This is a genomic window from Plantibacter sp. CFBP 8798 (assembly GCF_014841195.1).
Lineage (GTDB): Bacteria > Actinomycetota > Actinomycetes > Actinomycetales > Microbacteriaceae > Plantibacter > Plantibacter auratus.
In genome coordinates this window covers 327,715-343,003 of record NZ_JACYTS010000001.1, presented here as the reverse complement: position 1 = coordinate 343,003, position 15,289 = coordinate 327,715, and the positions used below count along the sequence as shown (strand labels likewise).

Genomic DNA, 15,289 nt, shown 5'->3' with positions numbered 1-15,289 from the left:
GCGAGACTGATCCCGCTTCCGACCGGAACCGTCGTGGTCCAGGACCACTGGAACGCGTCAGCGACGCGAGGAGCAGACCCGGCTATCACAGGAGATTGCAGTGGCAAGCAGCGTTCGTATCGACATCGCGACCGCCCAGCGGCACCCGCTCACGGGGTACGGCGTGATCGTCCCCTCCGAACGCATCCCCGGTGCGTTCGCGTCCGGAGCCGACTACGCGGAACCGACCATCGTCGGCAACCTCGTCGTCGCCGACGGAGCCGGGTGGACGCGCCACCCCGACTACGACGTGAGCGTCCGACGCGGCTCGTTCGCGATCCTGTTCCCCGGCGACCTGTCGCTCGCCGACCCCGGCTTCCCGACGGAACGCGTCACCGCGTACCTCGACGCCGTCATGCCGATCATCGGTTCGGTCTCGGAGCCCGGCGCGAAGATCGTGTTCGGGAGCGGTACGGCGCGCACCATCCCCACCGGGGTGGACGTCGCGGCCGCCCGCGCGAGGTTCGCAGAGGTCGTCGTCGAGACGCGCGACGCGGCGGAGCGGAACGGACTGCAGATCGTCCTCGAGCCGCTGAACCGTGACGAGACGAACCTGCTCAACTCGCTCGAGGAGACGGTCGCCTTCCTCGACGAGTTCGGGATCGACCGTGTGCCCGTCGTCGCCGACCTCTTCCACATCATGCTGGAGGAGGAGCCGTTCGCCGTCGTCCAGGCCCTCGGCGCCCGCATCGGACACGCCCACATCGCCGATGCCGGACGACGGCCGCCCGGCCAGGGCGACTGGCCACTCACCGAATTCATCACGGCCCTCCGAGACGGCGGCTACGACGGCCCCATCACCGTCGAGTGCCTCTTCGAGGACTTCGAACCGGAGCTCGAGGCCGCCCTCGCGCACCTCCGCCAGCTCGCCTGAGCCGGCACGGACACCGACGCACCCCACGCACAGAACTGGAGCGAACCCCCGCATGTCCCGACCGCACCGCATCGTCATCGCCGGCGCCGGCATCATCTCGAAGCAGCACGGCATCGTCATCGACCAGTTGCGCGACGAGCTGGAACTCGTCGCCGTCGCCGACCCGGAGCTCGCGAAGGCGGAGGCCCTCGTCGCCGAGCGCGGCGGACGGGCGTTCACGACCCTCACGGAGGCGCTGGCGCAGACCGACCCCGACATCGTCGTCGTCTGCACGCCCACCGGTCTGCACGCCGACCTCGCCATCGAGGCGCTCGAGGCCGGCAAGCACGTCATCATCGAGAAGCCGGCCGACGTCACCGTCTCGCGGACGGACGACATCATCGCCGCCCAGGAGCGCGCCGGTACCGTCGTGACCGTCATCTCCCAGCACCGCTTCGACCCCTCGACGGAGATCGTCCTCGCCGCCGCCGAACGCGGAGACCTCGGGCGCATCACCTCGGGCATCGCATCGGTCGACTGGTGGCGCGGGCAGAGCTACTACGACTCCGGCGACTGGCGCGGCACGTGGGCGCTCGACGGCGGCGGCGCGCTCATGAACCAGGGCGTGCACACGGTCGACCTGCTGGTCGCCCTCCTCGGACGCCCCGTCGAGGTCTTCGGCTACACCGCGCTCCTCGCCCACGAGCGCATCGAGACCGAGGACGTCGCGGTCGGTGTCGTCCGCTTCGCATCCGGCGCGCTGGGCGTCATCCACGGCTCGACGGCCGTCTACCCGGGCCTCGTCGCGCGGCTGCAGGTCCACGGTGACCGCGGCTCCGCGGTCATCGAGAACGACCAGCTGACGTACTTCCACTCCACCCCCGCGGGGATGGAGCGCGCCGAGGCCTTCTTCGGCTCGCAGGGCAAGGACACGAACCAGGCGGCGCAGTTCGCCGACGAGACGCAGGCGGGCTCGAGCGTCGCCGGACAGATGTCGGACGCGCACCTGCGCCAGTACCGGAACGTCCTCGCCGCGATCCGCGGGGAGGAGCCGCTCCGCGTGACGCTGGCCGAGAACCGCCAGGCGATCTCGATCATCACCGGTCTCTACGAATCCGCACGCACGGGCCAGCCGGTCCGCCTCGACGCCGTTGCGGCGGTGTCACGATGAGCGCCCGGCGGACGAACCGGGTGGCGGCGAACCCCATCCCGTACTGGAGTGCGCGCGGCAAGACCCGCGAGGTGTTCGAGGAGGCCTTCGCCGACTTCCAGCGCATCGGGTTCACCGCGGTGAAGGCCGACATCCCCGAGGGCATGACCGCGGACGAGTACCGCATGTGGATCGGCGGCTACGGCCTCGCACCGTCGCTCAGCCTGTTCAGCAGCGCGTTCGACGAGACGGTCGACCTGGCCGAGGTCCTCGAGGCGGCGAAGGCGTTCGGGGCGGCCCAGGCCTCCCTCGGACTCGACCGCACGATGATCTCCTCGATGGCGATCCCGGCGCGCATGGCGACGCCGGCGACCGGCGCCGACTTCTCCCAGGAGCGCCTCGACCTGGCCGTCGAGAACGTCGGTCGCACCTGCGAGGTCCTGCTCGCCGAGGGGATCCGCCCCCTGCACCATTCGCACGTCGGTGGTGTCTTCGAGACCGAGCACGAGATCCGCAGTCTGCTCGACACCCTCGGACCGGACCTCATCGGGTTCGGGCCCGACACCGGGCACCTTCGCTGGGCGGGAGCGGACCCGGTCGCGATGATCACCGACTACCGCGACCGCGTCGGCGGCATCCACATCAAAGATGTGTACGCCGATCACCTCGACGGCGCAGCGGACGGCGCGCTGAGCTACCACGAGACGTCGCAGACGAAGCGGCTGTGGGCGGAACCCGGGCTCGGTGTGCTCGACTTCGACGCGATCGTCGCGGCGATGCCCGCGGACTACGACGGGGATTTCATGATCGAGGTCGACTTCCCGAGCGTCGAGAGCGTCTACGAGTCGCACCGCCTGTCGTACGAATGGGCCAGCCACGCACTCGATGTCGCGACCCGCTGACCAGGCCGGCCTGAACCCGCACGCCGAGGCCGCGGCAGTACGATGGCTCAGGTCGCCGAGGGCGGCGATCGAGAGGAGCGGGCCCCATGAGCACCTCTGACGCATCCGCGGAGACGGTCGCTCCCGAGCCCGGAACGCCCGAACCCACGGCAGGGGCCGCGAGGACGAAACGTGCCGCGACGATCTACGACATCGCACAGCTCGCCGGCGTCAACCCGTCGACCGTTTCGCGGGCGCTGAGCCGCCCTGGCCGCATCAACGAGAAGACGGCGCAGAAGATCCACGACGCCGCCAAGCAGCTCAACTACGTCGCGAACCCCGCCGCCCGAGCGCTCCCCACCGGGCGCACCGGCACGCTCGGCCTCATCGTCGCCGACATCACGAACCCGATGTTCTTCGACGTCGTCCGCGGCGCGGAGCGTGAGGCCGCCGAGCGCAACTACACGCTCGTGCTCGCGGAGTTCAAGGAGTCGGCGGAGATGGAGCTGCTGACCGCCAGGCGGCTCATGCCGTCGGTCGACGGTCTCATCCTCGCGACCTCGAGGCTTCTGCCCGACGACGTGCGCGCGCTGGGCCAGGAAAAGCCCGTCGTCGTGATCAACCGTCAGGTCGACGACGTCGACAGCATCGTCGCCGACATCGACCCGGGCCTCACCGCGGCGATCGACCACCTCGCCGAGCTCGGGCACCGGAGGCTCGCGTTCGTCTCCGGCCCCGGTCGGTCCTGGATGTCGCGGCATCGGTGGAGCCGGACACGGGAACTGTGCGCGGAGCGCGGCATCGAGACGGTGCGGGTTCCGTCGACACAGCCCGACATGGCCGCAGGCAGGGCGACAGCGACGGCCGTGCTCGAGACGGGTGCCACCGCGGTCCTCGCGTACAACGATCTCCTGGCCATCGGCATCATGCTGGAGCTGCGCTCACGTGGTGTCGAGATGCCCACCCAGCTGAGCCTCATCGGCTTCGACGACATCTTCGGTTCGGACTTCACGACACCGGCACTCACCTCGATCCGCAGCCCGCACATCGCCTCCGGCTCCTACGCCGTGCAGACCCTCTTCGCGCACCTCGGGGGCACCGCCGTCCCGACCATCACCGACCTCGCGACCACGCTCATCATGCGCGAGTCGACCGCTCCGCCGCCCTCGGACTGATCCCCGCCGTCACCCAGCCCTTCGACAGGCTCAGGGACCGGGGTGGGCTCAGGGACCGGGACGGTCCCTCGCCCGGGGACCGACCGCGGGGTACGCTCGATCCGATGATCGAGCTGAGCCCGCACCGGACGGCGTGGGCGACGGCGTTCCGACACGAGGCGGCGCGACTCTCGGACGTCCTCGACGGACGTGTCGACGCGATCGAGCACATCGGGAGCACCGCCGTCCCTGGTCTCGTCGCCAAGCCGATCATCGACCTCGCCGCGAGAGCGATGGCAGGCGTCGACCCGTTCGCCCTCGGACCGCTCCTGGCCGGGCTCGGGTACGAGCCGAACGCCGCGGGACCGAAGACGCATGCCGTGTACGTCCGCTCAGAGCGAGCCCGTCGCACGCACATCCTCCACATGTTCGGCCCAGACGCGTGGGAGCACTGCAACCAGCGGCTGTTCCGAGACAAGCTACTGCACGACGCATCCGCTCGGCGCCGGTATCAGGAGCTCAAGCTGGAGCTCGCCAGGACCGACGACGGCCGCGCCTACACGGCGGCGAAACTCCCGCTCATCGAAGCGCTGCTGAATGAGGAACGCACCGCGCGGGGCCTGCCGCCGACCGAGGCCTGGGACAAGTAGGGCCGCCCCTCGCGTGGTCCTCAGGCGACGAGCTCGATCTCGACGCGCGCGCCGAGCGGCAGCCCGACGACCGCGACCGTGGTGCGCGCAGGGTAGGGCGCCGAGAAGACCGTCTCGTAGACGCGGTTCATCGCGGCGAAATCGGCCATGTCGACGAGGTACACGTTCACCTTCACGACATCGCCGAAGCCTCGACCGGCGGCCGTCAGCACCGACTCGAGGTTGGCGAACACCCGCTCGGTCTGTGCCGCGACGTCGCCCTCGACGAGGGTTCCGGTCGAGGGGTCGATGGGCGTCTGCCCCGACAGGTGGAGTGCCCCGCTCGGGCCGGACGCCGCATGCGAGTACGGCCCGACGGGTTCGGGCGCGTGCGGGTCGGTCACGGTGGATCGGGTCATGGCCTCAGCCTAGGGAACGCGGGCGGGTTCCGATGGTGTTCGACGAGGCCAGCGTCGCACTCGGGTACTCGCCGAAGCGTCGCGAGTACCCGGCGGCGAACCGCCCCAGATGACCGAACCCCCACCGACGGGCGACGTCACCGACCGTCGTCCGTCCGGGGTCGGCGTCCCGCAGGTCGTCGCGGACGCGGTCGAGCCGGACCGCGCGGAGGTAGTCGGCCGGTGTCACGTCGAACTCCCGGCGGAACGCCGACTGCAGACTGCGGAGGCTCATGCCGGCCGCCGCTGCGACGTCCTCGGTGCGGATCGGCAGATGAGCGTTCGCGACGAGGTACTCCACCGCGGTCCGCGTCCGAGCGCTGGCGGCGACGGCCACCTCGGTCGGCGGCCGGAGCGCGAGGTGCGGGAACGTCTCGAGCAACGACACCGCGGCCGCTCGCCTGGCCTCCGCGCGCAGGAGCGCCGGGCTGTCGTCGTCGTAGACCACCCCTGCGACGGCCGCGACGGAGGCGTTCCATCGGTGGAGTCCCGCGCCCGACGGGCGGAACGTCGTGTCGAACCGGATCGGACCGACCGACCCCTCGGTCTCCGCCGCGACGCCCTCGAGATAGGCGCCACCGAAGTGCATCATGTTGAGCCGGTAGTCGATGAGGTCGAACTGCGCGGGGCGGTCGTTCGCGAACATCGCCGGCTGCCCGTGCAGGAACTTCATCGGCGAGCCGAGCAGGTCTGAGACACCTTCACCACGCGTCATCCAGGAGACCACGTACTCGCCCTGGGTGAACGACGCACCCGTGATCCGTCCCTCGACCTGCGAGGCACGGAGAGAGAGGTCGTCGTCTCCGGTGGAGGTGAAGCGGTATCCGAACTCAGCGGCGGTCGGCTCGACCGTCATCCCGCCGATCCGGTAGGCCTCGCGGTAGAGCTCGCGAGCGTCGTCGACGTCGCTCCCCGCGGCCTCGAACCGCTCCGCGGACCCTGGTTTCGCGCTCATCCTGCTCAGAATCCCACGACTGTGCCAAAGCTCCACTTCCGGGCGGTCGGCGTTCGTTTATCGGATAACGCCGGATCGCCGCCGAGCGCCAGGCGTCACCCGATGTACGAGGTGTCGGAGCGGGCCTCTCCCGCCACGACGGCAGTCAGGTCGACCTCGCGGCCGTCGAGGCGGAACGTGAACCGCCCCGTCTGTTCGACCATCGGCGTCTCCGTGAGGTACTGGCGGAGTTCGGCGCGTTCGCTCTCGTGCAGCCAGACCACCGGGTCGGAGGTCGACTTGAACTCGAGGATGGCGGCGACGTCCTGGAGCATGCGACGTTCGACGGGGTCGAGGAGGTTCCGAGCGCTGCGGAAGTAGACGGCGTCGGGGTCGACCTCGTAGACGTCCTTCAGCCAGACGCGGTTGACGGAGTCGACGATGGAGTTCCAGGCCCCGACGCCCGACGGATCGCCGACCCGTTCGGCGTTGTCCCAGAACGGACCGACATCCGGCCCCACGCGCGCGCCGTCGAACACCCCGATGGACGGGATCATCGGGACGCCGCAGCCGAGCAGGTACACGTCGTCGCCGACGGTCTCCCTGATGAACGAGATCGCGTCCCGGTAGGCGGTTTCGCGGTGGACGTCCTGGTGCCGCCGACCGGTGACGGCGCCCGCGTACATGAAGTCGAGCTTGAGATAGCTGAAACCCCATCCGGTGACGCGCTCGAAGACCTCGCGGAGGTGGTCCTGCACCTCCCGCTGGGTGGTGTCGAGCGAGTAGTAGTGGGAGTTCCAGTTGTAGCCGGTCGCCAGCGGGCGGCCGGCGTCGTCCTGTACGAGGAGGTCGGGGCGCTCCCGCGCGATCGTCGAGTCGGGAAGCGCGATCATCGGGGCGAGCCAGAGCCCCGGGCGGAACCCGGCTTCGGCGATGCGACCGGCGGTCGCCTGCATGCCCGACGGGAAGTCCGGGCCGGCCGTCCAGTCGCCCACGATCGGCTCCCAGCCGTCGTCGAGCTGGAACACGTCGAAGGGGTACCCGGTGAGATCGGCCACGGTGCGGGCGACCAGCTCCTCGTCGATGCCCTCGTAGTAGGAGTACCAACTGCTCCAGACGCGACCGGCGCGCTGCGAGCGCCGCCCGAGCCGTTCGGACAGGATCGCCGCGTAGTCGGCGAAGGCCTGCTGCTCCGGTCCGAACGTGACGAACCACTCGGCTTCGTCGGTCTCGCTCCGCGCCCAGATCGTGTTGCGGTCGGCACCGACCCGGGGGTTGCCGAGCCCGAGGGTCCCGATGAGCAGTACGGTGCCGTCCGGTCCGGCGATGGCACCGACACCACTGCCGGAGTGGAGGTGCGGGGTCTCGTTGACCGCGTCGTCGGCGGTGAGCAGCCGGTCGGGGCTGTTCTTGATGCCGATGGTCTCGCCGTCGGTGGTGGTCCACCCGCTCGGACTCCACGAGTTCCAGCCGTGCCGGTAGAAGCCGGTGTCGCCGAAGGGGTGGAGCAGCGCGACCGGGCCGGCGGGCACGACGAACCCCGTGCTGGTGGCGGTCGGTTCGCCGGCGAGGTTCGCGGGGATGCGGAGGTCACCGAAGGTGAAGGTGTGCAGCATGGCCGGCTTTCTGTGTGGGTGGGCGCTCCCGAGATGGACGCGGGCCTCCCGGCTGCCGCCGCGGGGCTGCCGCGGGTAGAGTCGAGGAGGCGGAGTTAATACTGCAACGTGCCGTGAAAAGTCGCAAGAGGGGAATGCCGAATGCCTCGAGAGGCGATGGTGGAGCCGTCCGGCGGATCGATGGGCAGTCGGTCGTTGCTCCGGAGGATGAACTCGCTCGGTGTGCTGCGCGCCCTGCTCCCGCAGCCGCTCACCCTGCGGGAGTTGGCGGACGCGTCCGGGCTGTCTCGGACGGCCATCGACGCGATCGTGACGGATCTCGTCGAGATGGGCTGGCTCGAATCCGTCGAACGCGCCTCGGCGTCCCGGGTCGGCAGACCCGCCACCGCTTTCAGCGTGCGGGCCGGACTCGGCCACCTCCTGTCGCTCGACATCGGCGCGAACCACATCCACGCCGTCGTGACCGACCTCGCCGGTGCCGTCCTGGGCCAGCGCACGGCACAGCTCGCCGAGGACACGGGCGCGACCGAGCGCATCACCCTGGCGCTGGCGACCGGCGATGCGGTGCTCAGCACCCTCGACCTCACCCGCGGGTCGGTGTGGATCGTCGCCGTGGGATCCCCGGGCGCGATCGGCCGGGACGGCGAGGTGCTGCACTTCGGCGGAACGGGACTCCCGGACTGGGTCGGACTCAACCTGCGCGGGCGGTTCGAGCAGGAGTTCGACGGAGCCGTCCTGGTGGAGGGCGACGTCGCGCTCGGTGCCCGCGCGGAACTGACCGTCGGCGCGGCACAGGGCCACCGCGACGTCGTCTATCTCCTCTGCGGCGTGCGCACCAGCGCCGCCTCCATCGTCGACGGGAAGGTGCATCGCGGCGTGCACGGTGCGGCAGGGATCGTCGGCGAGATGCCCGAACTCCGGTGGTCCCGCCTGAACGAGCGGTACGGCGAGTCGGTCCTCGGCTCACCACGGCCGTCCCGCGAGGAGATCTTCGATGCGGCTCGCGCCGGTGATCGGATCGCCCTGACGGCGATGGACGAGTTCGCGGACGACCTGGCCACCGGCGCAGCGGCCATGGTCCTCGCGCTCGATCCGGAACTCCTCGTGGTCGGCGGCGGAAGCGCTCCGGGCGCGGACGTCTTCCTGCCGCGCTTCATCCGCACCCTCGGCGAGATCTGCCCGCTGCCACCGGACGTGGTCGTCTCCTCGCTCGGTTCGGAGGCGGTGGCGATGGGTGGCGTCAGCCTGGCGTCCCAGCACCTCGACACCGTCCTGCAGACGGCCGTCCGAGACGTGGAGCGGTTCCCCGACCCGGACGGAGCGCAGCTGCTCGTCAAGCGGACCGCAGCGTCCTGAGCCGTCACAGCCCGCGGCGGGTGGTGGCTCAGCGACCGCCGAGCTGCGCGGCGAGGACCGACGACCGTCGCTCGGGGATCGCCGCGTCGTAGACGTCCTGGATCACGTCGAACGCCTTCCGCGCTTCTGCGGGGTGGAGCCAGAAGGCGCCCGGCTCGTCGAGCCCCGCGTAGAAGTCCTGGATCAGCCGTTCATGGGACACACCCCAGTAGGCACGCGCTCCGCTGGCCGTCACCCGCTCGACGGTGGTCTCGACGCGCCCATCGGCGAAGCGTGCGGTGAGTTCGGCCCCCAAGCTCAGCGTGCCCAACGCGCAGACGACGTCGATCGTCACGGGCAGGTTCGCGACCCCGGCGACCGTCGCGTAGACCGTGCTCGTCGCGCCACCCGCGTGCACGATGCGCAGCTCGGCCGTGTCCTCGACCTCGATCACCTCGGCGAGCGCGCGGGTGGCGATCGACCCCGTCGCCTCGAGCGGGTCGCCGACCAACCACTGCACGAGGTCGATCGTGTGGATCGCCTGGTTCATGAGGAGTCCACCGCCGCCGGTCTCCCAGCGACCGCGCCACGGGCGATCCTCGTAGTAGGCCGCCGTCCGATGCCACGGCACGACCGCCGAGGCGCCGAGCACTGCGCCGAGCTCACCCGAGTCGAGGAGTTCCTTGGCGCGCTCCGCCGGCTGGTTGTAGCGGTTCTGGAAGCACACCGCGATCTTCGCGCGACTGTGCTCCGCCGCGGCCAGGAGCCGTTCGGCCTCATCGCGCGTGTGGGCGAGGGGCTTCTCGAGGATGACACTGATCCCGCGCTCGAGCGCCCGGATCGCCTGGTCGGCGTGCAGGTGGTGCGGGGTGCAGATGTGGACGACGTCGGGTCGCGCCTCCTCGAACAGTCGATCGAGGTCGGTGAAGCCCGGGACACCCGTCGCAGCCGTCGCCGCATCGAGCCGGCCGGCGTCGACGTCGCACACCGCCACGAGCTGCGCACCGGGCACCGTTCCGATCGCCGCGATGTGGAGAGCGGAGATGTCGCCGCACCCGACCACGGCGACGCGACGGAGGACGGGTGCGGGCCCGCGGCTCATCGCAGTTCGATCCCCAGCTCGTCCGTGAGCCTCCGGAAGGCCCGGGCGGCCACGCCGAACGAGGCGGGACCCGAGAAGCCGCCGAGCGCGTGGGTGTCGGCGAGGTGCGGCTCGAGCGAGGCGAACCCCGCGTAGCCGTCGTCGCGCAACGCCGTGAGCGTTTCACGCAGTTGCCCGTCGCCCTCGCCGGACGGCACGACCTGGCCGCTCTCGGCGACCGCGTCCTTGACCTGCAGGTAGTCGAGGTACGGGCGCAGCATCGCATAGCCGTCGTCGAACGGCGCGACGCCCACCTGGACGAAGTTCGCGTTGTCCCAGGCGAGGCGAAGTGCGGGCGATCCGACGGACTCGACGAGGTCGAGGATGCGCTCCGGGACGTCGCCGTAGATGTCCTTCTCGTTCTCGTGCAGGAGCACGACCCCCTCCCGCTCGGCCAGGTCGGCGAGCAGGCGCATGCGGACCAGGACGTCGTCGCGGGTGGCCTCCACCGGCACGCCCTCACCGCGGAAGAAGGAGAAGATCCGGATGTTGGGGGTCCCGAGGGCATGTGCAGCGGCGATCGCTCGCGCGAGGCGGGCGACCTCCAGCTCGGCGTCGAGGGCCACGTCGACCTTGCCGATCGGCGACCCGATGGCGGACACCCCCATGCCCGACTGCTGCAGCTGCGCGCCGAGTCGGGCGAGCTGGTCGGCGTCGAGATCGATGATGTTGACGCCCCACGCGCTGCGGACCTCGATGTGCGATGCACCGAGCGCCTCCAGCACGGCGATCTGCGTCGTCGGGTCGGCGTCGATCTCGTCGCCGAAGCCCGACAGGGTCCAGCTCACCGGGTGTTGTGCATTCACGTGCGCTTCCGCCTTCGCGTTCGTTCTCGTCATCGGGAACCAGACAGTCGGGCTGCCGGCCCTGTCAGCCTACGGCTCTGGCAACCGGTTGACAACCCTCTGCAGCCGGAGGGGCCGCCCTAGGATGGAGCGTGTGACCGATCTCTACCTCGCGAGTACGACCGTGTCCTTCCACCGCAGCTGGTCCTGCGTGCTGTTCGACCTCGACGGCACGATCGTGGACTCGGCTCCCGGCATCATCTCCCGCATGAAGACGACCCTGGCGAACGTCGGTGCCGTCGTCCCGTCCGACGAGTCACTGCTGCGTTGGGTCGGGCCGCCGCTGCTCGACTCCTTCCGCGACTTCGCGGACATGGACCCGTTGCAGTCGCAGCTCGCCCTCACGGAGTACCGTCGCCAGGTCGCCATCGAGGGGGCCGAGGTCGGCACCGCGGTGTTCCCAGGCGTCGCCGGGCTGCTCGCGCGCATCTCCGAGGCCGGGATCCCGATCGGGCTCGCGACCTCGAAGCCCGAGTCGCAGGCGAACACGATCCTCGACCACTTCGGTCTGAGCCAGTACTTCACCGTCGTCACGGGCGCCTCCGAGGACGAGGTCCGCAGCAGCAAGGCCGACGTCGTCGGTGAGGCCCTCCGGCGCCTCACGGTCGCCGGCGTCGACACGTCCCGCACCGTACTGGTCGGCGACCGCCTCCACGACATCGAGGGCGCAGCGGCGCACGGGATCCCGACGATCCTCGTCGAGTGGGGCTACGGCTCGCCGGCGGAGGCCACCGGTGCCCTCGCCGTCGTCCACTCGATCGACGCGCTGTCGAACCTCATCACCGGCTGAGCGAGGCCGGAACCACTTGGTGACCCCAGGAGGGCCTGGCTTCACCGACACCTGCTCACTAGGGTGATGACCATCCTGAGGAGGTCGACATGGCGGTGTTCACACGCGGTTTCGGAGGACGGGCACGAGAGCAGGACGACCGACTCCCGCCAGGCCAGTTCCTCACCGAGGACTTCCCGGTCCTGTCCGCCGGACCCACGCCGCGGATCGACACCGATGAGTGGGAGTTCCAGATCCGGACGGAGACGGGCGAGACCCACCGCTGGGACTGGGCGGCCATGCAGGCCCTGCAGCAGGACGACATCACCCGCGACATCCACTGCGTGACCCGGTGGACGAAGCTCGGCACGAGCTGGCAGGGCGTCTCCCTCGACACGCTCTTCGCCGAGGTCGAGAGCGGCTACGACTTCGTGATGGCCCACTCCTACGGCGGTTACACGACCAACGTCCCACTCGACGATCTCCTGGACGGCAAGGCCTGGATCGCCACCGGCTTCGACGGCGAGCCGCTCGCCGCGGAGCACGGCGGCCCGGCGAGGCTTCTCATCCCGCACCTCTACTTCTGGAAGAGCGCGAAGTGGATCCGCGGCCTCGTCATGCAGCAGGACGACGAACCGGGGTTCTGGGAGCAGAACGGCTACCACGCCTACGGTGATCCCTGGCTCGAACAGCGGTACTCGTGAGGCGCACGAACCATGTCGACGTCTGGAAGCCGGCCACCGTGGTCACGGCGACGCAGCTGACCCCATCGGGGCGGAGCCTCATCCTGGACGCCCCGGGCTGGGGCGGGAACCTCGCCGGGCAGCACGCCGACGTCCGCCTCACCGCACCCGACGGCTACCAGGCGGTCCGCTCCTACTCGATCGCCTCGGCCGACGCCGGTGACCGCATCGAGATCGCCGTCGACCGGGTCCCCGACGGCGAGGTCTCACCCTTCCTCGTCGACGCGATCGAGGTCGGCGACCAGGTCGAGGTGCGTGGACCACTGGGCGGCTGGTTCGTCTGGCGCCCTGAGGACACGGAGCCGGTCCTCCTGATCGGCGGAGGTTCGGGCATCGTGCCGCTCATGGCGATGGTGCGAGCGCACGAGGCGGCCGGGAGCACGACGCCGTTCCGACTCGTGTACTCGGTCCGCTCACCGCAGGACGCCTTCTTCGCCGACGAGCTCGCTGCGGCGACCGGGGTCGAGGTCACCTGGATCTACACCCGGCGAGCACCCGACGGCTGGCCTCGTCCCGCCGGCCGTCTGGTCGCGGCCGACCTGCAGGCGCTCGAGTCCACCGGCGGCGAGGCCCCATCGGTGTTCGTCTGCGGACCGACCGGCTTCGTCGAGGCGGTCGCCGACACCCTGGTCGCGATCGGCCATGATCCCGCCCGCATCAAGACCGAGCGGTTCGGAGGCGCGTGATGACCTCGCATCTGGACGGGAACGTCCTCGCCGGAACACTGTCGGAACTGACCGGCACCGACCCGAGCGGGACGATGTCGCAGTGCCTCGGGTGCCGCGACGTCTCGCCCCTCGCCGCGGAGCTGGTGTTCGGCACCCCAGACGCTTGGGTGGTTCGCTGTCGGCACTGCGACGACGTCCTGCTCGTCGTCCTCCATCACGAGGAGACCACGCGCGTCACCCTCGACGGCGTCCGCTGGTGGACGGACCTCGACTGATCGAATCTCGCACGGTACCGAGTCGTGTTACAGTACCGGCATGGAACCAGATAGCAAGCTCGCGGCACTCCGCCGAGGCATGCTCGAACCGCTCGTGCTCGCTTCGGTCGAGCATCAGCGACGCTACGCGGGCGAGATCGCGACGGCGCTCCGCGAAGCCGGCTTCCCCGTCCAGGAAGCCACGCTCTATCCCCTCCTGAACAAGCTCCGACGCGAAGACCTCCTGGCACACGACTGGCAGGAGTCCACGTCCGGTCCACCTCGCAAGTACCTCTCCCTGACCGAGGCCGGACGAGTGCAGCTCCTGGACTTCCGCACCTATTGGTCCTCCCTCACCGACATGATCACGACGATCGGACACTGACATGGAACAGATCCACCACATGAGCCTGAGTGGGCATGCGGAGACGATCCCGCTGACGGCCGCCGCCCACGCCCACCTGCTCCGCTACCTGTCGAACACCCGCGCCGCACTCGGCACCGACCCCGATGCGGACGAGACCGTACGCGACCTCGAGACGACACTCGGAGACCGCCTGCGATCGATGCCGGCAACCCCTGGCGCCGCGATCGACGACGAGCAGCTCGCGATGATCCTCGCGGAGACGGGCTCCGTCGAGCAGGAAGCACCGCCGATCCGGATCCTCGCCTATCCCGCTCGCGGTCGATTCTTCTGTCGCATCGGGGAGGGGAGCTGGTTCGGCGGCCTGTGCGCCGGCATCGCCGCGTACGGCGACTTCCGCGTGGACTGGGTCCGCACCGTCGCCCTCTTCCTCCTCCTCTTCACGGGCGGGACCGCCGGCCTCGTCTACCTGGCTCTGCTCCTCATCCTGCCGAAGGTCGACACGGTCGCCGAGTATCGGCGCCAGTGCGCGGCGCCAGCGCCGAGTCGATGAGATTGCTTCGACAGCCGATCCATCAAAGCTATTGACATTAGCCAAACGGCAATGCAGACTAGCTTCATGAACACGAACCCGGCATCGACAGGGCCTGCCACCCGCTACCTCGACCGTCCCGAGGGCAAGATCGCCTACGAGATCCAGGGCGACGGCCCGCTCGTCGTCCTCGTCCCGGGAATGGGCGAGCTCCGCTCCTCCTACCGCTTCCTCGCTCCCGCACTCGTCCAGGCCGGGTACCGCGTCGCCTCCACCGACCTCCGTGGTCACGGCGACAGCGACACGACGTTCTCCTCGTACGGCGACGTCGCGACCGCCTCGGACGTCCACGCCCTCATCCGCGACCTCGGCGCCCCGGCCGTCGTCATCGGGAACTCCCTCGCTGCCGGCGCGGGCGTGATCGTCGCCGCTGAGCACCCGGAGGACGTGTCCGGTCTCGTCCTCGTCGGGCCCTTCGTCCGCAACCCGAAGGCGGGCGCCGTCATGCAGGCGGTCTTCCGCGCCATGATGGCTCCGCTGTGGATCGCACGGGTCTGGAAGGCCTACCTCCCCACGCTGAACGCGGGCCGGAAGCCGGTCGACTTCGACGACTACCTCGCCGACGTCTTCGCGAGCCTGCGTCGCCCCGCCTACGGCAAGGCCTTCTCGCAGACGACCAGACAGACCGACCATGCCCCGGCCGAGGCTGCGCTCCCCGGCGTGAGCGCTCCGACGCTCGTGATCATGGGCACCAAGGACCCCGACTTCCCCGACCCCGCAGGAGAGGCGCGCTGGATCGGCGACACCCTGCAGGCGGAGGTCGTCCTCGTCGAGGACGCCGGCCACTACCCGCAGGCCCAGCAGCCCGAGGTCACCTCGCAGGCCGTCCTCGGCTTCCTCCAGTCGGCGCTGCACCGTGCCTAG

The 15,289-nt window shown here is 70.1% G+C and carries 18 protein-coding genes; 13 read left to right on the top strand and 5 right to left on the bottom strand.

Features of this window, described 5'->3' with window-relative positions; genetic code table 11:
- Positions 1-100: 100 nt before the first annotated feature.
- From IFU30_RS20805 to IFU30_RS01625, 5 genes are all read left to right on the top strand, one after another.
- Positions 101-913: a sugar phosphate isomerase/epimerase family protein gene (locus IFU30_RS20805; protein WP_124767935.1), complete on the top strand. Its 813-nt coding sequence runs from the start codon at positions 101-103 to the stop codon at positions 911-913.
- Between the two features lie 52 nt (positions 914-965).
- Positions 966-2,063 carry a Gfo/Idh/MocA family protein gene (locus tag IFU30_RS01640; RefSeq protein WP_192004084.1) on the top strand — a complete coding sequence of 366 codons (1,098 nt, stop codon included), beginning with the start codon at positions 966-968 and terminating at the stop codon, positions 2,061-2,063.
- The gene (locus tag IFU30_RS01635; protein WP_192004083.1) at positions 2,060-2,944 is read left to right on the top strand and encodes a sugar phosphate isomerase/epimerase family protein; all 885 of its coding nucleotides are present in this window, start codon (positions 2,060-2,062) and stop codon (positions 2,942-2,944) included. The genes IFU30_RS01640 and IFU30_RS01635 overlap by 4 nt, the downstream gene beginning before the upstream one ends.
- Positions 2,945-3,030: 86 nt before the next feature.
- Entirely contained in the window at positions 3,031-4,098 is a 1,068-nt protein-coding gene (locus IFU30_RS01630; RefSeq protein WP_192004082.1) for a LacI family DNA-binding transcriptional regulator, read from the top strand.
- Positions 4,099-4,202: 104 nt separating this feature from the next.
- Positions 4,203-4,727: a GrpB family protein gene (locus IFU30_RS01625; RefSeq protein WP_124767931.1), complete on the top strand. Its 525-nt coding sequence runs from the start codon at positions 4,203-4,205 to the stop codon at positions 4,725-4,727.
- Between the two features lie 20 nt (positions 4,728-4,747).
- Here the strand turns inward: IFU30_RS01625 and IFU30_RS01620 are convergent, their stop codons facing one another.
- From IFU30_RS01620 to IFU30_RS01610, 3 genes are all read right to left on the bottom strand, one after another.
- Positions 4,748-5,125 carry a RidA family protein gene (locus tag IFU30_RS01620; protein ID WP_079704440.1) on the bottom strand — a complete coding sequence of 126 codons (378 nt, stop codon included), beginning with the start codon at positions 5,123-5,125 and terminating at the stop codon, positions 4,748-4,750.
- Positions 5,126-5,129: 4 nt separating this feature from the next.
- Entirely contained in the window at positions 5,130-6,119 is a 990-nt protein-coding gene (locus IFU30_RS01615) for a helix-turn-helix transcriptional regulator (protein ID WP_192004081.1), read from the bottom strand.
- Positions 6,120-6,214: 95 nt separating this feature from the next.
- Positions 6,215-7,714 carry a glycoside hydrolase family 36 protein gene (locus IFU30_RS01610; protein ID WP_192004080.1) on the bottom strand — a complete coding sequence of 500 codons (1,500 nt, stop codon included), beginning with the start codon at positions 7,712-7,714 and terminating at the stop codon, positions 6,215-6,217.
- A 207-nt stretch (positions 7,715-7,921) separates the two neighbouring features.
- Here IFU30_RS01610 and IFU30_RS01605 point away from each other — a divergent pair, with 207 nt between their 5' ends.
- Entirely contained in the window at positions 7,922-9,070 is a 1,149-nt protein-coding gene (locus tag IFU30_RS01605; protein WP_249404620.1) for an ROK family transcriptional regulator, read from the top strand.
- Positions 9,071-9,098: 28 nt separating this feature from the next.
- Here the strand turns inward: IFU30_RS01605 and IFU30_RS01600 are convergent, their stop codons facing one another.
- The gene (locus IFU30_RS01600; RefSeq protein WP_192004079.1) at positions 9,099-10,151 is read right to left on the bottom strand and encodes a Gfo/Idh/MocA family protein; all 1,053 of its coding nucleotides are present in this window, start codon (positions 10,149-10,151) and stop codon (positions 9,099-9,101) included.
- On the bottom strand, positions 10,148-11,029 hold the full coding sequence (locus tag IFU30_RS01595; RefSeq protein WP_192004078.1) for a TIM barrel protein: 882 nt from the start codon (positions 11,027-11,029) through the stop codon (positions 10,148-10,150). Before IFU30_RS01595 ends, IFU30_RS01600 begins: the two co-directional genes overlap by 4 nt.
- 100 nt (positions 11,030-11,129) lie before the next feature.
- Between IFU30_RS01595 and IFU30_RS01590 the strand changes: the two genes are divergently transcribed.
- From IFU30_RS01590 to IFU30_RS01560, 7 genes are all read left to right on the top strand, one after another.
- On the top strand, positions 11,130-11,825 hold the full coding sequence (locus tag IFU30_RS01590) for an HAD hydrolase-like protein (protein ID WP_342450783.1): 696 nt from the start codon (positions 11,130-11,132) through the stop codon (positions 11,823-11,825).
- An 89-nt stretch (positions 11,826-11,914) separates the two neighbouring features.
- Positions 11,915-12,508, top strand: coding sequence for a sulfite oxidase-like oxidoreductase (locus IFU30_RS01585; protein ID WP_086472594.1), 594 nt, complete (start codon positions 11,915-11,917; stop codon positions 12,506-12,508).
- On the top strand, positions 12,505-13,233 hold the full coding sequence (locus tag IFU30_RS01580) for a ferredoxin reductase (protein WP_139382348.1): 729 nt from the start codon (positions 12,505-12,507) through the stop codon (positions 13,231-13,233). The genes IFU30_RS01585 and IFU30_RS01580 overlap by 4 nt, the downstream gene beginning before the upstream one ends.
- The gene (locus IFU30_RS01575; protein WP_192004076.1) at positions 13,233-13,490 is read left to right on the top strand and encodes a DUF6510 family protein; all 258 of its coding nucleotides are present in this window, start codon (positions 13,233-13,235) and stop codon (positions 13,488-13,490) included. Before IFU30_RS01580 ends, IFU30_RS01575 begins: the two co-directional genes overlap by 1 nt.
- 40 nt (positions 13,491-13,530) lie before the next feature.
- Positions 13,531-13,854 carry a PadR family transcriptional regulator gene (locus IFU30_RS01570; RefSeq protein WP_159876711.1) on the top strand — a complete coding sequence of 108 codons (324 nt, stop codon included), beginning with the start codon at positions 13,531-13,533 and terminating at the stop codon, positions 13,852-13,854.
- Between the two features lies 1 nt (position 13,855).
- Positions 13,856-14,386 carry a PspC domain-containing protein gene (locus IFU30_RS20055; RefSeq protein ID WP_197977356.1) on the top strand — a complete coding sequence of 177 codons (531 nt, stop codon included), beginning with the start codon at positions 13,856-13,858 and terminating at the stop codon, positions 14,384-14,386.
- A 66-nt stretch (positions 14,387-14,452) separates the two neighbouring features.
- Positions 14,453-15,289 carry an alpha/beta fold hydrolase gene (locus tag IFU30_RS01560; RefSeq protein WP_192004075.1) on the top strand — a complete coding sequence of 279 codons (837 nt, stop codon included), beginning with the start codon at positions 14,453-14,455 and terminating at the stop codon, positions 15,287-15,289.

Coding starts and splice junctions, on each gene's coding strand:
- IFU30_RS01640 (WP_192004084.1), top strand. CDS start 966: ATGTCCCGACCGCACCGCATCGTCATCGCCGGCGCCGGCATCATCTCG.
- IFU30_RS01610 (WP_192004080.1), bottom strand. CDS start 7,714: ATGCTGCACACCTTCACCTTCGGTGACCTCCGCATCCCCGCGAACCTC.
- IFU30_RS01570 (WP_159876711.1), top strand. CDS start 13,531: ATGGAACCAGATAGCAAGCTCGCGGCACTCCGCCGAGGCATGCTCGAA.
- IFU30_RS01615 (WP_192004081.1), bottom strand. CDS start 6,119: ATGAGCGCGAAACCAGGGTCCGCGGAGCGGTTCGAGGCCGCGGGGAGC.
- IFU30_RS01625 (WP_124767931.1), top strand. CDS start 4,203: ATGATCGAGCTGAGCCCGCACCGGACGGCGTGGGCGACGGCGTTCCGA.
- IFU30_RS01575 (WP_192004076.1), top strand. CDS start 13,233: ATGACCTCGCATCTGGACGGGAACGTCCTCGCCGGAACACTGTCGGAA.
- IFU30_RS01630 (WP_192004082.1), top strand. CDS start 3,031: ATGAGCACCTCTGACGCATCCGCGGAGACGGTCGCTCCCGAGCCCGGA.
- IFU30_RS01620 (WP_079704440.1), bottom strand. CDS start 5,125: ATGACCCGATCCACCGTGACCGACCCGCACGCGCCCGAACCCGTCGGG.
- IFU30_RS01600 (WP_192004079.1), bottom strand. CDS start 10,151: ATGAGCCGCGGGCCCGCACCCGTCCTCCGTCGCGTCGCCGTGGTCGGG.
- IFU30_RS01635 (WP_192004083.1), top strand. CDS start 2,060: ATGAGCGCCCGGCGGACGAACCGGGTGGCGGCGAACCCCATCCCGTAC.
- IFU30_RS20055 (WP_197977356.1), top strand. CDS start 13,856: ATGGAACAGATCCACCACATGAGCCTGAGTGGGCATGCGGAGACGATC.
- IFU30_RS01595 (WP_192004078.1), bottom strand. CDS start 11,029: ATGACGAGAACGAACGCGAAGGCGGAAGCGCACGTGAATGCACAACAC.
- IFU30_RS01560 (WP_192004075.1), top strand. CDS start 14,453: ATGAACACGAACCCGGCATCGACAGGGCCTGCCACCCGCTACCTCGAC.
- IFU30_RS01585 (WP_086472594.1), top strand. CDS start 11,915: ATGGCGGTGTTCACACGCGGTTTCGGAGGACGGGCACGAGAGCAGGAC.
- IFU30_RS01605 (WP_249404620.1), top strand. CDS start 7,922: ATGAACTCGCTCGGTGTGCTGCGCGCCCTGCTCCCGCAGCCGCTCACC.